Consider the following 17,063-nt stretch of genomic DNA (forward strand, 5'->3'; position numbering starts at 1 on the left):
CGGCGCCTCTTGCGGCTGGCATATAGAGGTGGATGGAAATCGTGTCAGCCCGAGAGGCCGAAATGGCAGATGAGGCGGCGCCGCTCTTCGCGCCGCTCGACAGCCTGAGCCTGGCCGAGGAGAAGCGGAAGCGCCTGGTCCAGGCGGTCGAGGGCGGCCGGGTGATCGACCTGCTCTTCCACCTGCCGGAGCGCTACCAGGATCGCAGCAATGCGACGCCGCGGGAAGGCGAGGTCGCCACCCTGCCCGTCCGCGTGCTCTCGGTCGTGCCGCCACGCTCGCCCACCCAGCCCTGGGCGGTGCAGTGCGACTCTGCCGAGGGGCCGGTCGACCTGATCTATTTCGGCCGCCGCTCCTGGCTGGGCGCCTGGCTGGGCCGCACCTATCCGGAGGGCGAGACGCGCCGCGTCTCGGGGAAGATGAAGCGCTTCCGCGAGCTCTGGCAGATGGATGCGCCGGATTTCGTCGAGCCGCCGGATGCCATCCCCACCCTGCAGCCGATCTGGCCGCTGGTGAAGGGGCTGGGCCAGCGCGATGTCGGCCGCGCCATGGCCGAGGCCCTCGACCGCCTGCCCCGCCTGCCGGAATGGCAGGATGCCACCCTGCTGGCCCGCCGCCGCTGGCGCGGCTTCGGCGAGTCGCTGAAGATGATCCAGGCGCCCGAGGTCTTCCCCGACGACACCGCCCGCGACCGGCTGGCCTATGACGAGCTGCTGGCCGGGCAGCTGGCGGTCGGACTGGTGCGGCGGACGGTGATGGAGCGCCCCGGCCGCGCGCTGCTCGGCGACGGGCGGCTGCGGCAGGCGGCGCTGGCGGCCTTCGGCCATCCGCCGACCTCGGCCCAGGCCAAGGCGCTGGCCGAGATCGACCACGACCTGGCCGCGCCGCGGCGGATGCTGCGGCTGCTGCAGGGCGATGTCGGCGCCGGCAAGACGCTGGTCGCGGTGCTGGCCATGCTGCGCGCCGTCGAGGGCGGCGCCCAGGCCGCCATCATGGCGCCGACCGAGCTGCTGGCCCGCCAGCACCTGCGCACCTTCGAGAAGCTCTGCGGCGCGGCCGGGGTGCCCTGCGCCCTGCTGGCCGGCTCGGTGAAGGGCAAGGAGCGCAAGCGGGTGCTGGCCGGGCTGGCCGACGGGTCCATCCCCATCGTCATCGGCACCCATGCGCTGATCGAGGAGGGCGTCGCCTTCCGCGACCTCGGCCTCGCCGTGGTGGACGAGCAGCACCGCTTCGGCGTGGCGCAGCGCCTGGCGCTGACCGAGAAGGGCACCACCGACGTGCTGGTGATGACGGCGACGCCGATCCCGCGCACCCTGCTGCTGACGCAATGGGGCGAGATGGCGGTCAGCCGGCTGGAGGGGCGCCCCGCCGGCCGCCAGCCGATCGTCACCCGCATCGTCTCGCGCGAGCGGCGCGACGAGCTGGCAGCCCGGCTGCGCGCCGCCTTCGCCGAGGGGCACCGCGCCTACTGGGTGGTGCGCGCCGTCGAGGAAGGCGAGCGGCACGACAATGTCGCGGCCGAGACCACCTATGCCGAGCTCGCCGCCCTCTTCGGCGACAAGGTCCGCCTCGCCCATGGCGCCCAGAAGCTCGATGTGCGGGAGGCGGCGCTGCAGGACTTCGCCGCCGGAAGGGCGCAGCTGCTGGTCGCCACCACCGTGGTCGAGGTCGGCGTCGACGTGCCCGAGGCCACCATCATGATCATCGAGCAGGCCGAGCGCTTCGGCCTCGCCGCCCTGCACCAGCTGCGCGGCCGGGTCGGGCGCGGCCACGCCCAGTCCTTCTGCCTGCTGCTGCCCTCGGCCGAGCTGAACGAGTCGGAGCAGCGGCGGCTGGCCGTGCTGCGCGAGACCCAGGACGGCTTCGTCATCGCCGACGCCGACCTCGACTATCGCGGCGGCGGCGATGCGCTGGGGCTGCGCCAGGCCGGGCGGCTGGGCCGGCGGCTGGCCGATCCGCAGCGCCATGCCGGGCTGATCCGCATGGCGCACCAGGATTCCTCCCTGCTGCTGGAGAAGGACCCGGATCTGAATGCCACGCCGCGCGGACGGGCAGCGCGGCTGCTGCTGGCCCTCTTCGGCCATGACCTGTCCCTCGCTCCGCTGGCGGCCGGCTGAACCGCCACCTAAGCAACCGTCCATAACAGCGGTGCGGCCGCTTCCCTGCGGGGACAGGGCGGCGGCGGCACCCCGCGCAAAAGGCCGAAACAGCGCCGGGGGTTGCAATGGCCGGGGTCGCGTATAAACCCGGAGCCCGTCCGAAGCCTGCAGGGAGTGACCGGTTGTCCGCACTGATCGAGATCGACCGCCTGACCAAGCGTTTCGGCGGCTTCACCGCAGTTGACGACGTGTCCTTCAGTGTCGCGCGCGGCGAGGTGCTGGGCTTCCTCGGCCCGAACGGCGCCGGCAAGTCGACGACCATGAAGATGCTGGCGGGCTTCGTGACGCCCTCGGCCGGCACCGCGCGGATCTGCGGCCAGGACGTGGTCGACCGGCCGGTCGCCGCCAAGCGCCAGCTCGGCTACCTGCCGGAAGGCGCGCCGACCTATCCCGAGATGACGGTCGCGGGCTTCCTGGGCTTCGTCGCCCGGGTGCGCGGCTTCCGCGGCAGCGAGGCCGCCGACCGGGTGGCGCGGGCCATGCAGCTGACCACGCTGGAAGGCGTCCGCCTGCAGCCGATCGAGACCCTGTCAAAGGGCTTCAAGCGCCGCGTCGGCCTCGCCCAGTCGCTGCTGCACGATCCGCCGGTGCTGGTGCTGGACGAGCCGACCGACGGCCTCGATCCCAACCAGAAGCACGAGGTGCGACGGCTGATCGAGCAGATGGCGCCGACCAAGGCCATCATCATCTCCACCCATATCCTGGAGGAGGTCTCGGCCATCTGCACGCGGGCCATCATCATCGCCCGCGGCAAGGTGCTGGCCGATGCGACGCCCTCCGAGCTGTCGCGGCGCGGCCCCTCGCTCGACCAGGTGTTCCGCGACCTGACCCTGCCGAAGGACGCCGCCTGATGCGCGCAGCCCTGACCGTCGCGCGGCGCGAGCTGGCCGGCTATTTCGCCACCCCCGTCGCCTATGTCTTCATCGTCATCTTCCTGGTGATGTCGGGGGCGCTGACCTTCACGCTGGGCAATTTCTTCGGCCGCGGCACCGCCGACCTGCAGCCCTTCTTCGGCTTCGTGCCCTGGCTGTTCCTGTTCCTGGTCCCTGCCCTGACCATGCGGCTCTGGGCGGAGGAACGGCGCCTTGGCACCATCGAGCTGCTGCTGACCCTGCCGATCACCCAGGCCCAGGCGGTGCTGGGCAAGTTCCTGGCGGCCTGGGCCTTCTGTGCGATTGCCCTCGCCCTCACCTTCCCGCTGGTCATCACGGTCAACCTGCTGGGCAGGCCGGACAATGGCGTGATCGCCGCCGGCTATGCCGGCTGCCTGCTGACGGCGGGCGCCTATCTGGCGGTGGGCGCCGCCATCTCGGCGCTGACCAAGAACCAGGTGATCGCCTTCGTCCTGGCGGTCGCGGTCTGCTTCCTCTTCGCCGCCGCCGGCAGCCCGGTGGTGACCGAGTTCCTCTCGGTGCGGGTGCCGGTGCTGGCGGAGCTCGCCCGCGGCATCTCCCTCAACGACCGGCTGGGCAATTTCGCCCGCGGCGTGCTGACGCTGCGCGACCTGATCTATTTCGCCAGCTTCATCGGCTTCTGGCTTTTCGCCAATGCCGTGGCCGTCGACCACCGCAAGGCGGATTGAGCCATGAGCCCTTCAGCGACCCCTCGCCGCGCCTCGAACCGGCTGCTCTATTCCATCGGCGGCCTCGGTGCCGCGCTGGTGCTGGCCGTCTCCGCCAATCTGCTGGCCGACCGGCTGCTGCCGCGGGTGCGCATCGACCTGACCGAGCAGCGCCTCTACACCCTGTCCGACGGCACCCGGCAGGTGCTCTCCGGCCTGCAGGACCCGATCACCCTGCGGCTGTTCTATTCCAGCCGCCTGGGCAGCAGCGTCCCGGTCTATGGCGCCTATGCCGACCGGGTGAAGGAGATGCTGCAGGAATATGCAGCCATGTCGGACGGCAAGCTGCGGCTGGAATATCTCGACCCCGAGCCGTTCAGCGAGACCGAGGACCGCGCCATGGCGCTGGGCATCCAGGGGGTGCCGGTCGACCAGTCGGGCGAGCAGGTCTATTTCGGCCTGGCCGGCAGCAACCTGCTGGATGACGAGCGGGTGTTGCCCTTCTTCCAGCCGGACCGCGAGCGCTTCCTCGAATACGACCTGACGCGGCTGGTCTACGAGCTGTCCAACCCGCGCCGGCCGGTGGTCGGCATGCTCAGTGCCCTGCCGATCAATGGCGACCCGCGCGCCATGATGATGCGCGTGCCCGGCGCCGGGCAGCCCTTCGTCATCGCCAACCAGCTGCGGCAGTTCTTCACCCTGCGCGACGTGGCGGCCGATGCCCAGGTGATCCCGCCGGAGATGCAGGTGCTGATCGTGGCGCAGCCGCAGGGCCTGCCCGACAGCACCCTCTATGCCATCGACCAGTTCGTCATGCGGGGCGGCAAGCTCTTCGTCATGACCGACCCGCACAGCGAGAGCCAGGCCAGCCGCCCCGGCCCGACCGGCCAGCCGCCGGCGGAGACCTCCTCCAATCTCGACCGGCTGCTGAATGCCTGGGGCATCGAGACGCCGACCGACAAGGTGGTGCTGGACCAGCGCGGCGCCTGGCGGGTGCGCGCCAATCCGCAGGACCGGCTGCAGGCGGTCGACTATCTCGCCTGGTTCAACGCCAACGATGATTCGCTGGCGCGCGGCGACGTGGCGACGGCCGATCTGCAGCAGGTCACCTTCGCCTCGGCCGGCCAGGTGCGGCTGCGCGAGGGCGCTGGCATCGAATTCACGCCGCTGATCACCAGCAGCGACCATGCGATGCTGATCGACGCGGCCAAGGTGCGGCAGAACCCGAACCCGGCGCAGATCCTGGCCGGCTTCCGCGGCGACGGGAACCGCTACGTGCTGATGGCGCGCGCCCGCGGCATCCTGAAATCCGCCTTCCCCGAGGGACCGCCCGCCCTGCCCGCCGGCACCGAGCGCCCGGCCGACTTCCCGGCGCATCGCGCGCAGAGCGACGGCCCGGCCAATCTGGTCGTGGCCAATGACAGCGACATCCTGGAGGATCGCTTCTGGGTCCGGGTGCAGGATTTCTTCGGCCAGCAAGTGGCGACGCCGCTCAGCGACAATGGCGCGCTGGTGGCCAACCTGACCGACACCCTGGCCGGCGGCGATGCGCTGATCGGGCTGCGCTCGCGCGGTGAATCGCTGCGGCCCTTCGGCCTGGTCGAGGACATGCGGCGCGACGCCGAGGCGCAATACCGCCAGACCGAGCAGGCGCTGACCCAGCGGCTGGAAGCCACCGAGCGGCGGCTGCGCGAGCTGCGGCAGGGTACGTCGGCGGGCACCGCCACCCCCGGCGAGCGCAACCAGGGCCAGACCGTCATCACGCCGGAACAGCGCGCCGAGATCGACAAGGCACGGGCCGAGATCGTCGCCACCCGCGGCCAGCTGCGCGGCGTGCAGCTGGAGCTGCGGCGCGACATCGAGGCGCTGGAGCGCGCCTTGCGCATCCTGAACATCGCCGCAGTGCCGGCGCTGCTGACGCTCTTCGCGCTGGGCCTGGCGGTGGTGCGCAACCGCCGCCGCGCCGCGGCGCGCGCCTGAGGACAGGGGCAAGACGATGGAACGCCGTACCCTCCTGATCCTTGGCGGCAGCGCCGCCGTCGCCGCCGGCGCCGTGGTAGTGCTGGGCCCGGGCGGGCCGAAGCCGGCCGATACCGGCTCGGCCCCGCTGATGTTCCAGAACCTGGCCGCCCGGCTGGCCGGCGCCATGCGGATCGAGGTGAAGCGCCACGACGCCAGCCTGGCGGTTGCCCGCAGCCAGGGCGATGTCTGGGTGCTGCCGGAGACCGCCAACTATCCGGTCCGCGCCGAGAAGGTCCGGGAGCTGCTGGTCGGGCTGACCGAGCTGCGCCTGGTCGAGCCGCGCACCGCCAATCCCGAGCTGCTGGAGCGGCTCGGGCTGCAGGACCCGGAGAAGCCCGGCTCCACCGCCTCGCTGCTGCGGGTGCTGGACGGCACCGGCGCGCCGATCGCCGAGCTGGTGGTCGGCCGGCGCCGCGTCCGCACCCAGGGCAACCTGCCGGAGAGCGTCTATGTCCGCCGCCCCGGCGAGACCCAGTCCTGGCTGGCCGAGGGCCGCCTGCCACTGGATGCCGATGCGCAGCTCTGGATCGACCGCGACATCGCCAACCTGCCGCGCGAGCGGGTGCTCAATGTCGCCATCCGCCGGACCGGCGAGGCGCCGCTGGCGCTGACCCGCAGCGACGGGCCCGATGGCCGGCTGCAGATGACCCAGCCGGCCGAGCATCCGCTGCTGGAGCAGGCGGCGCTCGACGCCATCGCCGGCGCCTTCGAGTTCCTGACGCTGACCGACGTGCAGCGCGAGGCCGACATGCCCGGCGAGGCGCTGGGCGAGGCGCGCTTCACCCTGACCGACAAGCTGGCCATCACCGTCCAGGTGACGCGGCATGAGGAAGCGGTCTGGCTGAAGCTGGTCGCCGAGGGCGATGCCGAGGCGGAGCGCTTCAACGCCCGCTGGCGCGGCTGGGCCTATCAGGTCGGCGCCTGGAAGCAGAAGGCCTTCGTCCCCACCCTGGCCGAGCTGCGCATGGCGGAGGCCCCGGCTGCCGCGCCCGCGGTCCCGGCGCCCGAGACCCCTGCCCCTGCCGTTCCCGCCAGCCCGTGAGCAGCGGAAGAGAATATCCGGACCGGCCCTGGGTCGGCATTGGCGTCGTCGCCCTGCGCGGCGACGACGTGCTGCTGGTGAAACGCGGCCGCCCGCCGCGGCAGGGCGAATGGTCGATCCCCGGCGGCGCCCAGCAGCTGGGCGAGACCGCCGAGGCAGCCGCCCGCCGCGAGCTGCGCGAGGAGGCCGGCATCGAGGTCGGGCCGCTCGCGCTGGCCGTGGTGGTGGATGCGCTGAACCGGGACGAGGCCGGGCAGCTCCGCTTCCACTACACCATCATCGACTTTGCGGGCGAATGGCTGTCCGGCGCGCCGGTCGCGGGCGACGATGTCGACGACGCCCGCTGGTTCTCGCCGGCGGAACTGGCGGACATGCCGCTCTGGCCGGAGGCGCTGCGGGCCATCGCCGAGGCCCGCCGCCAGATCCGGCTGCGTCAGGCGTAGAGTCGCTCGCCCTGCAGGCCGGTGTAGAGCCCGGCCACGAACTCGCCATAGCCGTTGAACAGCTTGGTCGGCACGCGCTCGTTGCTGCCGAGCAGCCGCTCGCTGGCCTGGCTCCAGCGCGGATGCGGCACTTCCGGGTTCACATTGGCCCAGAAGCCGTATTCCGCCTCCTGCAGCTTCTCCCAGTAGCCGACCGGGCGCTGCTCGACGAAGCGGATGCGGCTGATCGACTTGCTGCTCTTGAAGCCGTACTTCCACGGAAACAGGATGCGCATCGGCCCGCCATTCTGCGCCGGCACCGGCTTGCCGAACAGGCCGACCGCCATGAAGCAGAGCTCGTTATTGGCCTCGGCGATGGTGCAGCCGTCGCTATAGGGCCAGGGATACCAGCTCTGCCGCAGGCCGGGCATGGTGGCGCGGTCGGCCAGCGTCTCGAAGACCACGTATTTCGCGCTGCCGAGCGGCGCCGCGATCTTCATCAGCTGCGAGACCGGGAAGCCGGTCCAGGGCGCGGTCATCGCCCAGGCCTCGACGCAGCGGTGCCGCAGCACCCGCTCCTCCAGGGTGACCTGCTTCAGCAGCCCGTCCAGGTCAAGCTCCATCGGCTTCTCGACCAGCCCCTCGATCTTCACCGTCCAGGGCTTCATCGGCAGGCGCTGCGCCGCGGCCGAGATGCTCTTGCTGCTGCCGAACTCGTAGTAGTTGTTGTAGCTGGTGACGTCGCGCTCGGGCGACAGGTCGCGGCCGGCGACGAAGCGGTCGTTGCGCGGCGCCGCCATGGCGCCCTGCGCCAGCGCCGCGCCGGCCGGCAGGCCCAGCGCCCCGCCGATCAGCCCGCCGAGGCCGAGTTGCAGACCGCGGCGGCGGCCGAGCACCAGATGCTCCGGTGACGCCGCGGATTCCGGCAGTTCCCAGCCGCGTGGAATGCGGATCGGCATGGCCTTGCTCTCCCTGATCGCCCGCTGCATGTGGGGCCTCGCCGGCATCCGGCCAGTCCCTGGCAGCATACAACCCGTCTCGTCCGGTTTCGACGCGTATCCGGTGTCCAAAGGTTTCAGCGGCGCGCCGGCAGCAGGGCCAGCGGCGGATCCCCGGCGGCCACGGTCACGTCATGCAGGCGGTAGCGCTCGGCCTCGATGCCGTGGCGGGCGCGGGTGACGCCGCCGATTTCGGCCGCCCCCGGCCAGAGCGGCGCGCCGTCGCGACGCTCGCTGCGCACCAGCAGACCGCGGCTGCCCGCCGCCGGGCGCGACAGGTCGAACAGGTCCCAGCGGTCGCCCAGCGCCACCACCGGCGTGCCCGGCGGCAGCTGCAGCGCCAGGATGCTGGCCAGACCGTATTCCTCGGCGGCGATGAAGGCGGCGCCGCGAGCCTGTCGCTCGGCCTCCAGCGCGGCCGCGAAGGCCGGCCAGCCGCCGAGCCGGGCCAGCGTCGGGTCATGCCGGCGCGCCAGCGGCAGCGGCGCGAAGGCGGCCTGGACCAGCACCAGCAGGGTCAGCGCCAGGCCAAGCGCGGCGCCGGGGCGGAACCAGCGCTGCCAGCGCGGCCCCAGGCAGGCCGCCGCGGCGAGGCAGGCCGAGGGGTAGAGGATGGCCGGCCAATTGCCCTGCACCCGGCTGCCGGTCGCCTGCCAGAGGAAGAGCAGCGCCGCCGGCACCGTCATCACCACCAGAAGCCCCGCCCCCGCATCCCGCCCGCGCCACCACAGCCGGCAGGCGGCCACCGTGCCGGCGACGCAGAGGACGAAGATGATGGGGGTGGCGAGGCCGGCCTGGCCGCCGATCAGCTCCCCCAGATAGCGCAGCGCCGAGCCGCTGCCCTGGCTGCCGGCGCGGCCGCCCTGCTTGGCGAAGCTGGCCCAGCCATGCATCGCGTTCCACAGGATCACCGGGCTGAAGACCACGACCGCCAGCACCCCGCCGGCCCAGAGCCGCCAATCCCCGAACCAGCGGCGGGCGGCAGGCTCGGCCAGCAGCCAGAGCAGCACGCCGAGGCCGAGCAGCGCCGCGGTGTATTTCGAGAGCAGCGACAGTCCGGCCAGCACGCCGAAGGCCAGCCACCAGCGCCCGTCCTGGCTGGCCTGCAGCCGGGCCAGCGCCCAGAGCGAGGCCGACCAGAACACCAGCAGCGGCGTGTCCGGCGTCATCAGCACGGCGCCCGCGCCGAACAGCAGCGTGGCGTTCAGCAGCACCGCCGACCAGAGGCCGGCGCGGCGGCCGGGAAACAGCCGCTCCGCCGCATCGGCCAGCAGCAGCGAGGCCAGGCCGACGCCGATCGGCCCGAGCAGCCGCAGCCCCAGCGCATTGTCGCCGGCGATCAGGCTGCCCAGCGCGGTCCACAGCGCCACCATTGGCGGGTGGTCGTAATAGCTGAGCGCCAGGGCCCGGCCCCAGACCCAGTAATAGGCCTCGTCCGGCGCCGGCGGCAGAACGAGGGCGGCGGCCAGCCGCAGCAGGGTCAAGCCCAGCAGCGCCAGCAGCCAGGGGCGGGTCAGCCCTATGGTCATCAGCGGGCGCGCCAGACCAGCGTCGCCGAGACGGCGTAGTTCCAGACCACGGTGAGCAGCGCCCCGGCGGCGCCGGCGGCGCCCCAGCCGGCCAGCTCGTCGCGCAGCAGCAGCCCGGCCACGCCGACATTGGCGGCCACACCCACGCCGCAGACCAGGTAGAACAGCGCCAGCCCGCGCCACAGTGCCGGCCCGCGCAGCCGGACGTCGCTGTAGGTCAGCCGGTTGTTCAGCCAGAAATTGGCGGTCATGGCGACGAAGCTGGCCAGCCACTGCGCCGCGTGGAAGCCGAGCGGCTTCATCACCAGGGCCAGGATCGCCAGATGCACCAGCACGCCGACCGCGCCCACCGCGGCAAACGCCAGGAAGCGCAGCGGCAGCAAGCCGCCGGAGGCCTTGTCCAGCAGCAGCGTCAGGAAGTCGAGCAGCACCGTCGCATTCAGCTTCGACTCGCCGGCCTGGCGGGCCCGGAAGCTGTAGGGCAGCTCGACCACCCGCAGCCGCGCCTTCGCCGAGAGCAGGATATCGAGCAGGATCTTGAAGCCGCGGCCGGTCAGCTTCGGCGCCACCTCCTCGACCAGGGCGCGCTTCAGCATGAAGAAGCCGCTCATCGGATCGGCGACGCGCACCCGCAGGAACAGCTGGGCCAGCGCGATGCCGCCATCGCTGATGCGCTGCCGCCAGGCGGAGAAGCCGTCCGAGGAGGCGCCGCCATCGACATGCCGGCTGCCCACGGCGACATCGGCGCCGCCGGCCTGCAGCGCCGCCAGCATGCGCGGCAGCAGCGTCTCGTCATGCTGCAGGTCGCCATCGATCACGGCGACATACTCGGCGGAGGAGGCCAGCATGCCCTCGACGCAGGCCGAGGAGAGGCCGCGCCGGCCGACGCGGCGGATGCAGCGGATGCGCGGGTCGCGCGCCGCGATCTCCCGCGCCACGCGGGTGGTGCCGTCGGGGCTGTTGTCGTCGACGAAGATGGCTTCCCAGGCGATGCCCTGCAGCGTCGCCTCCAGCCGGGCCACCATCGGCGCGACATTGGCCGCCTCGTTGTAGCAGGGGACGACGACGGTCAGGACGGGAGGGATATGGGCCGGGGGCGACATCGCGCCCGTGCTTAGCGCCAGTTCGCGCCACGTGCCAGCAACGGAACGCAACCGGCGGCTTGGCGGTCGAAGCTCAGGGAGAAATGTGCCCGCAGGGACTCGAACCCTGGACCCCAAGATTAAAAGTCTCGTGCTCTACCGGCTGAGCTACGGGCACAAAGGGGTGGACGGCAGAAACAAGGTCATGCCGTCGCTGTCAAGGGGTGCAGCACCCCCTGCAGGGCGCGGGGCCCGGCGTCGCCGCCAGGCCCCGCAGCCAATCAGGCCGGGACGTCGGCGGCGATCTGCGCCTTGATCAGGCGATCCGGCTCGCGGACCATGCCGCTGCCACCGGCGCCACGCTTGATCTTGTCGACGAACTCCATGCCCGAGGTCACCTGGCCCCAGATGGTGTACTGGCCATCCAGGCTGGGCGCCGGCGCGAACATGATGAAGAACTGGCTGTTGGCGCTGTTCGGGTTCGCCGTGCGGGCCATGCCGCAGACGCCGCGCAGGTAGCGCGCCTTGGCCGGCGGGCTGAACTCGGCGGGGAGGTCGGGCAGCTGGCTGCCGCCGGTGCCGGTGCCGGTCGGATCGCCACCCTGGGCCATGAAGCCCTCGATCACGCGGTGGAACGGCGTGCCGTTGTAGAAGCCCTGGCGCACCAGGGTCTTGATCCGCTCGACATGCTGCGGCGCCAGGTCGGGGCGCAGCTTGATGACGACGCGCCCGTCCTTCAGGTCGAAGAACAGGGTGTTCTCGCGGTCGTCCTGCGCCGCGGCTTCGTTGGTGGTGGCTTCGGTCATCATGATCCCCGTAGCGGCAAAAGTGCTGGCGAGCAGGGTGCGGCGATTCATACCCTTGTCACTCCCCTGGATTGGGCTGCCGCACCCGGGCAAGGGTGCGGTCACGCGTCAGGCGCGGCACGAAGCTGGTGATGTCACCGCCGAGCCGCGCAATCTCCTTCACAAAACGCGAAGAGATGAAGTGGTTCCCTTCGCTGGCCATCAGGAAGACCAGCTCGATCTCGGGATCGAGCCGGCGGTTCAACCCGGCCATCTGGAACTCGTAGTCGAAATCGGTGACCGCGCGCAGGCCGCGCACGATCACGCTGGCGCCAACCTCGCGGGCAAAGCCGACCAGCAGCCCCTCGAAGGGGACCACCTCGATCTGGCAGCCGGTGCTGCCGGCAATGGCCTTGGTCTCGGCGACCACCAGCTCGACCCGCTCCTCGAGCGGGAAGAGCGGCCCCTTGCCGGGGCTCATCGCCACGCCCACCACCAGCCGGTCCAGGATGCGGGCGGCGCGATGGATGATGTCGAGATGCCCGTTGGTCACCGGGTCGAAGGTGCCCGGATAGACCCCGCTGCGCAGCCGGTGCTCGGCCATTCACGCCTCTCCCTGATCGGCGTCCTGCATGCCATGCGCGCGGCCCGGCGGCCAGGGCTGCCGGACCACGCGGCGGCTCACTGGCCCTCGGCCTCGTCGGCACTGTCCCCGACGGGCCCGCTGCCAAGCTCCGCCACCGGCTCCTGATCGGCGCCCTGCTCCTCGACGACGGTGAAGCAGGAGGTCACCCGCTCCTTGTCGTCCAGCCGCAGCATGGTGACGCCCATGGCGCCGCGCCCGGTCAGCCGCACCTGGTCGGAGGGCAGGCGGATCAGCCGGCCATTGTCGGTGACCAGCATGACGTCGTCGCCGGCACGAACCGGGAAGGTGGCGACCACCTCGCGGCCGGTGCGCTTGGTCAGGGTGATATTGGCGATGCCCTGACCGCCGCGCCCGGTGACGCGGTACTCATAGGCCGAGCTGCGCTTGCCGAAGCCGCCATCGGTGACGGTCAGCAGGATCTCTTCCTGCTCTTCCAGCTCGGCGAAGCGCTCCGGCGTCAGCACGGCGGCCGCGGCCTCCTCCTCGCCCTCTTCCGGCGCGGCGACCTCGAGCTCGGCCTCGCCGGTCTCCTCGCCAGCGCGCCGCTTCACCGCGGCCTGGCGCAGATAGCCGGCGCGGTCCTCGACGCTGGCATCGACATGGCGCAGCACCGAGAGGGCGATCACCTCGTCCGGCTTGGTCAGGCGGATGCCGCGCACGCCGGTCGAATCACGCCCGGCGAAGACGCGCAGCGTGTCGAGGTCGGCGACGAATCGGATGGCGCGGCCGGCGCGGGTGGCCAGCAGCACGTCGTCACCCTCGCGGCAGGTGGAGACGCCGATCAGGCTGTCGCCCTCGTCCAGCTTCATGGCGATCAGGCCGGAGGCGCGGACGTTCTTGAAGTCGGACAGGCGGTTGCGGCGGACATTGCCCTGCGCGGTCGCGAAGACCAGGTGCAGGTTCTCCCACATCGACTCATCCTGCGGCAGCGGCAGGACGGCGGTGACGCCCTCGTTCTCCTGCAGTTGCAGCAGCTGGCGCAGGCTGCGGCCGCGCGCGGTCGGACCGGCCTCGGGCAGCTTCCAGACCTTCTCGCGGAAGGCCATGCCGCGGCTGGTGAAGAACAGCACCCATTGATGCGTGTGCGCGTTGAAGCTGCGCACCACGACGTCGTCCTGCCGCGTACCGGCCGCGCTGCGGCCACGGCCGCCGCGGTTCTGCGCGCGGAAGACCTCGAGCGGCGTGCGCTTCACATAGCCGTCGCGGGTCAGGGTGACGACCATCAGCCCTGGCTCGACCAGGCTTTCGTCATCCTGGTCCGCCAGGCCGTCGACGATCTCGGACAGGCGCGGATTGGCGATGGCGGCGCGCACGGCGCGCAGCTCCTCGCTCATCAGCTCCAGCCGGCGCGGGCGGGAGGAGAGGATCTCCAGCAGCTCGCGGATGCGCACCGCGACCTCGTCCAGCTCGGCATTGATCTTGTCGCGCTCGAGGCCGGTCAGGCGCTGCAGGCGCAGTTCCAGGATGCCGCGCGCCTGGGCCTCGGTCAGCTTCACCGTCTCGTTGACGACGATGTTGCCGGCATCATCGACCAGCTCGAGCAGCGGGCCGACATCGGCGATCGGCCAGTCGCGCTCCATCAGCTGGGCGCGGGCCGTCGCCGCATCCGGGCTCTCGCGGATGAGCTTGATGACCTCGTCGATATTGGCGACCGCGATGGCCAGGCCGACCAGCAGGTGGCCGCGGTCGCGCGCCTTGTTCAGGCGGAAGCGCGAGCGGCGGAGGATCACCTCCTCGCGGAAGTCGATGAAGGCCAGCAGCGCCTGGCGCAGCCCCATCTGCTGCGGCCGGCCCTGGTGCAGCGCCAGGAAATTGACCGCAAAGGAGGTCTGCAGATTGGTGTAGCGATAGAGGTGGTTCAGCACCACCTCGGGCGTCGCATCCTTCTTCAGCTCGATGACGATGCGCAGACCGGAGCGGTCGCTCTCGTCGCGCAGGTCGCTGATGCCCTCGAGCTGCTTGCTGCGCACCAGGTCGGCGATGCGCTCGATCAGCGCCGCCTTGTTGACCTGGTAGGGGATCTCGGAGATCGCGATCAGGCTGCGGCCGCCGCGCATCTCCTCGATCTCGGCCCGCGCCCGCAGCACGACGCTGCCACGGCCGGTCTCGAAGGCGGAGCGGATGCCGGCACGGCCGAGGATCAGCGCCGCCGTCGGGAAGTCCGGTCCCGGGATGATCTGCATCAGCTCGTCGAGCGTCGCCTCCGGATTGGCGATCAGCGCCAGGGTGGCGTCGATCACCTCGCCCGGATTGTGCGGCGGGATATTGGTCGCCATGCCGACGGCAATGCCGTTGGCGCCATTGACCAGCAGGTTCGGGAAGGCGGCCGGCAGCACCGCCGGCTCCTCGGCGCTCTCGTCGTAGTTCGGGTTGAAGGCGACGGTGTCTTCGTCGATGCCTTCCAGCAGGGCGACGGCCGACTTGGCCAAGCGCGCCTCGGTGTAGCGCATCGCCGCCGGCGGATCGCCATCCATCGAGCCGAAATTGCCCTGCCCGTCGATCAGCGGCACGCGCAGCGAGAAGGTCTGCGCCATGCGGACCATGGCGTCATAGATCGCGCTGTCGCCATGCGGATGATACTTACCCATGACGTCGCCGACGACGCGGGCCGACTTCTTGTAGGGCTTGTCGGCGGTGAAGCCGTTCTCCTGCATGGAGAAGAGAATACGGCGATGCACCGGCTTCAGTCCGTCGCGCACGTCCGGCAGGGCGCGCGCGACAATGACGCTCATCGCATAGTCGAGGTAGGAGCGGCGCATCTCCTCCTCGAGCGCGATCGGCAGCGTGCCCTCGGGCGGAATATGGGCGGCCGGCCCGGTGCCGTTGTCGCTCTCGCTCACGCGGTCATCCCATGCAGTAGACGGCCGGCGGGACAGCTGCCCGCCGCCAGGAAAATCCGCGTCTTTATAGCGGTTTCCGGGCGTTCCGCCAAACCGGTCCGGGCGGCCGCGGGGCGCCCCCTGCCCCGCGCCCCGCCGTCCCGGCGACGGCCTTCATTTCATTGCCTTTTTTGGCCCTGGCCGGCGGCTCAGGCGGTGACCCCGGCCGGGGCGCTGCGCTTCAGCACGGCGACCGCCGCGGCGGTGACCAGGGTGCCGGCCAGAATCGCCAGCAGATAGCCCAACGGATTGCCCACCGCGCCCGGAATGCCGACCACGAAAATACCTCCATGCGGCGCCCGCAGGGTGCAGCCGAACAGCATGACCAGCCCGCCGGTCACCGCCGAGCCGGCGACCAGCGCCGGGATCACCCGCAGCGGGTCCTTGGCGGCGAAGGGAATGGCGCCCTCGGTGATGAAGGCGGCACCCAGGATGGCGGCGGCCTTGCCGGCGTCGCGTTCCTCCTGGCTAAAGCGCGAGCGGGCCAGGAAGGTGGCCAGCGCGATGCCCAGCGGCGGCGTCATGCCGGCGGCCATGATGGCGGCCATCGGCGCATAGGTCTCCGAGCCCAGCAGGCCGACGCCGAAGGCATAGGCCGCCTTGTTCACCGGCCCGCCCATGTCGGCGGCCATCATGGCGCCCAGCAGCACGCCCAGGATCACCGCATTGGTCGAGCCCATGCCGCGCAGGAATTCGGTCAGCCAGGCCAGGGCCGCGGCGATCGGCGCGCCGAGCACGTAGATCATCAGCAGCCCGGTCACCAGCGAGGCCAGCAGCGGGATGACGAGGACCGGCTTCAGCCCCTCCAGGCTTTCCGGAAAGGGCAATCGGTCGCGCAGGAATTTCGCGACATAGCCGGCCAGGAAGCCGGCGACGATGCCGCCCAGGAAGCCGGCATTCACCGCGCCGGCCAGCGCGCCGCCGACGAAGCCCGGCGCCAGGCCCGGCCGGTCGGCGATGGAGAAGGCGATGAAGGCGGCCAGCACCGGCACCATCAGGGCCAGCGCCGATTGCGCGCCGATCTGGAACAGCGCGGCAGGCAGGCTGCCGGGCTCCTTAAAGGCCTCGATGCCGAAGGCGAAGGACAGCGCGATGCACAGCCCGCCGGCGGTGACCAGCGGGATCATGTAGGAGACGCCGGTCATCAGATGCTTGTAGAGGCCGGGTGCCTGGGCCTTGGCCGGTGCCCCGGCGGCAGACGGGGCGCCGCCCGGTGCGCCACCCTGGGGCTCGGCCACCAGGGCGCGGTTGATCAACCCCTTGCCGTCCTTCAGCGCGTCGTTGGTGCCGGCGACGATCAGGCGCTTGCCGGCGAAGCGGCTGCGGTCGACGCCGGTGTCGGCGGCGATCACCACCGCATCCGCGGCCGCGATCTCCTCTGCCGTCAGCGTGTTCTTGGCGCCGACCGAGCCCTGCGTCTCCACCTTGATGTCGTAGCCGAGCTGCTTGGCCGCCTTCTCCAGCGCCGCCGCGGCCATGAAGGTATGGGCGATGCCGGTCGGGCAGGCGGTGATGCCGACCAGTGTCCGGTTGGCGCCCTCGTCCGGCGTGGCAGCGGCGGGCGCCGCCGCAGTGGCCGGCGCCGCGGCGGGGCGCGGCAGCAGCGCGAGAGAGGAAGCGGCACGCAGGGCCGCCTCGGGGCGGCGGATCGCCTCGACGATGGTGGTGGCGATCAGCGGGCGGCCGGCATGGCGGGCCGCCTCGACGGTCGCGTCGCCGACCAGCAGCACGGCATCGGCGGTGCCGGCCGCCGGCTGCTCGGCCGTGTCCAGCGTCAGGTCGAGGCCGGCGCGCTCGGCCGCCTCGCGCAGCGCCTCGGCGGCCATGGTCGCGTGCGGCGGGCTGGCGGCATGGCGGATCACGGCCAGCAGGCGGGTGGCAGTCTTCAGCGCGGGGGCCGGCGCGGCATCGGGCGTCATGGCAGGATTCCGGCTCGGG

General features: G+C 71.6%; 13 protein-coding genes and 1 tRNA gene. 6 read left to right on the plus strand and 8 right to left on the minus strand.

What is annotated here, in order from left to right; all coding sequences use genetic code 11:
- Window positions 1-32: 32 nt before the first annotated feature.
- The 6 genes from recG (at window position 33) to WFI16_RS07165 (ending at window position 7,227) form a co-directional block, all read left to right on the plus strand.
- Window positions 33-2,117, plus strand: coding sequence for an ATP-dependent DNA helicase RecG (recG, locus tag WFI16_RS07140; protein ID WP_442970647.1), 2,085 nt, complete (start codon window positions 33-35; stop codon window positions 2,115-2,117).
- 164 nt (window positions 2,118-2,281) lie between these two features.
- Window positions 2,282-3,010 (plus strand): ABC transporter ATP-binding protein, encoded by a 729-nt coding sequence (locus tag WFI16_RS07145; RefSeq protein WP_419897088.1) that lies wholly within the window; start codon window positions 2,282-2,284, stop codon window positions 3,008-3,010.
- The gene (locus tag WFI16_RS07150) at window positions 3,010-3,741 is read left to right on the plus strand and encodes an ABC transporter permease (protein ID WP_419897089.1); all 732 of its coding nucleotides are present in this window, start codon (window positions 3,010-3,012) and stop codon (window positions 3,739-3,741) included. The genes WFI16_RS07145 and WFI16_RS07150 overlap by 1 nt, the downstream gene beginning before the upstream one ends.
- A 3-nt stretch (window positions 3,742-3,744) precedes the next feature.
- A complete protein-coding gene (locus tag WFI16_RS07155) occupies window positions 3,745-5,700 on the plus strand; it encodes a GldG family protein (protein WP_419897090.1) in 1,956 nt (651 codons plus the stop codon).
- A 16-nt stretch (window positions 5,701-5,716) separates the two neighbouring features.
- Window positions 5,717-6,784 (plus strand): DUF4340 domain-containing protein, encoded by a 1,068-nt coding sequence (locus WFI16_RS07160; protein ID WP_419897091.1) that lies wholly within the window; start codon window positions 5,717-5,719, stop codon window positions 6,782-6,784.
- Window positions 6,781-7,227 (plus strand): NUDIX hydrolase, encoded by a 447-nt coding sequence (locus WFI16_RS07165; protein ID WP_419897092.1) that lies wholly within the window; start codon window positions 6,781-6,783, stop codon window positions 7,225-7,227. Before WFI16_RS07160 ends, WFI16_RS07165 begins: the two co-directional genes overlap by 4 nt.
- Here WFI16_RS07165 and msrP read toward each other — a convergent pair.
- From msrP to WFI16_RS07205, 8 genes are all read right to left on the minus strand, one after another.
- Window positions 7,218-8,165, minus strand: a complete 948-nt coding sequence (msrP, locus tag WFI16_RS07170) for a protein-methionine-sulfoxide reductase catalytic subunit MsrP (protein WP_419897093.1) — start codon at window positions 8,163-8,165, stop codon at window positions 7,218-7,220. The two genes, WFI16_RS07165 and msrP, sit on opposite strands and share 10 nt — an antisense overlap.
- A gap of 116 nt (window positions 8,166-8,281) precedes the next feature.
- Window positions 8,282-9,733: a glycosyltransferase family 39 protein gene (locus WFI16_RS07175; RefSeq protein ID WP_419897094.1), complete on the minus strand. Its 1,452-nt coding sequence runs from the start codon at window positions 9,731-9,733 to the stop codon at window positions 8,282-8,284.
- Window positions 9,733-10,836 carry a glycosyltransferase family 2 protein gene (locus WFI16_RS07180; protein ID WP_419897095.1) on the minus strand — a complete coding sequence of 368 codons (1,104 nt, stop codon included), beginning with the start codon at window positions 10,834-10,836 and terminating at the stop codon, window positions 9,733-9,735. The genes WFI16_RS07175 and WFI16_RS07180 overlap by 1 nt, the downstream gene beginning before the upstream one ends.
- Before the next feature lie 84 nt (window positions 10,837-10,920).
- Window positions 10,921-10,993 (minus strand) — tRNA-Lys (locus WFI16_RS07185).
- A 103-nt stretch (window positions 10,994-11,096) separates the two neighbouring features.
- Window positions 11,097-11,621 (minus strand): peptidylprolyl isomerase, encoded by a 525-nt coding sequence (locus tag WFI16_RS07190; protein WP_442970655.1) that lies wholly within the window; start codon window positions 11,619-11,621, stop codon window positions 11,097-11,099.
- Window positions 11,622-11,679: 58 nt separating this feature from the next.
- Window positions 11,680-12,204, minus strand: coding sequence for a pantetheine-phosphate adenylyltransferase (coaD, locus tag WFI16_RS07195; protein WP_419897097.1), 525 nt, complete (start codon window positions 12,202-12,204; stop codon window positions 11,680-11,682).
- 77 nt (window positions 12,205-12,281) lie between these two features.
- On the minus strand, window positions 12,282-15,005 hold the full coding sequence (gyrA, locus tag WFI16_RS07200) for a DNA gyrase subunit A (RefSeq protein WP_442970656.1): 2,724 nt from the start codon (window positions 15,003-15,005) through the stop codon (window positions 12,282-12,284).
- A 269-nt stretch (window positions 15,006-15,274) separates the two neighbouring features.
- Complete coding sequence (locus tag WFI16_RS07205; protein WP_419897099.1) at window positions 15,275-17,044, minus strand: PTS fructose transporter subunit IIC; 1,770 nt, start codon at window positions 17,042-17,044, stop codon at window positions 15,275-15,277.
- Window positions 17,045-17,063 lie beyond the last annotated feature (19 nt).

Source organism: Roseomonas sp. USHLN139, from assembly GCF_037145735.1.
Lineage (GTDB): Bacteria > Pseudomonadota > Alphaproteobacteria > Acetobacterales > Acetobacteraceae > Pseudoroseomonas.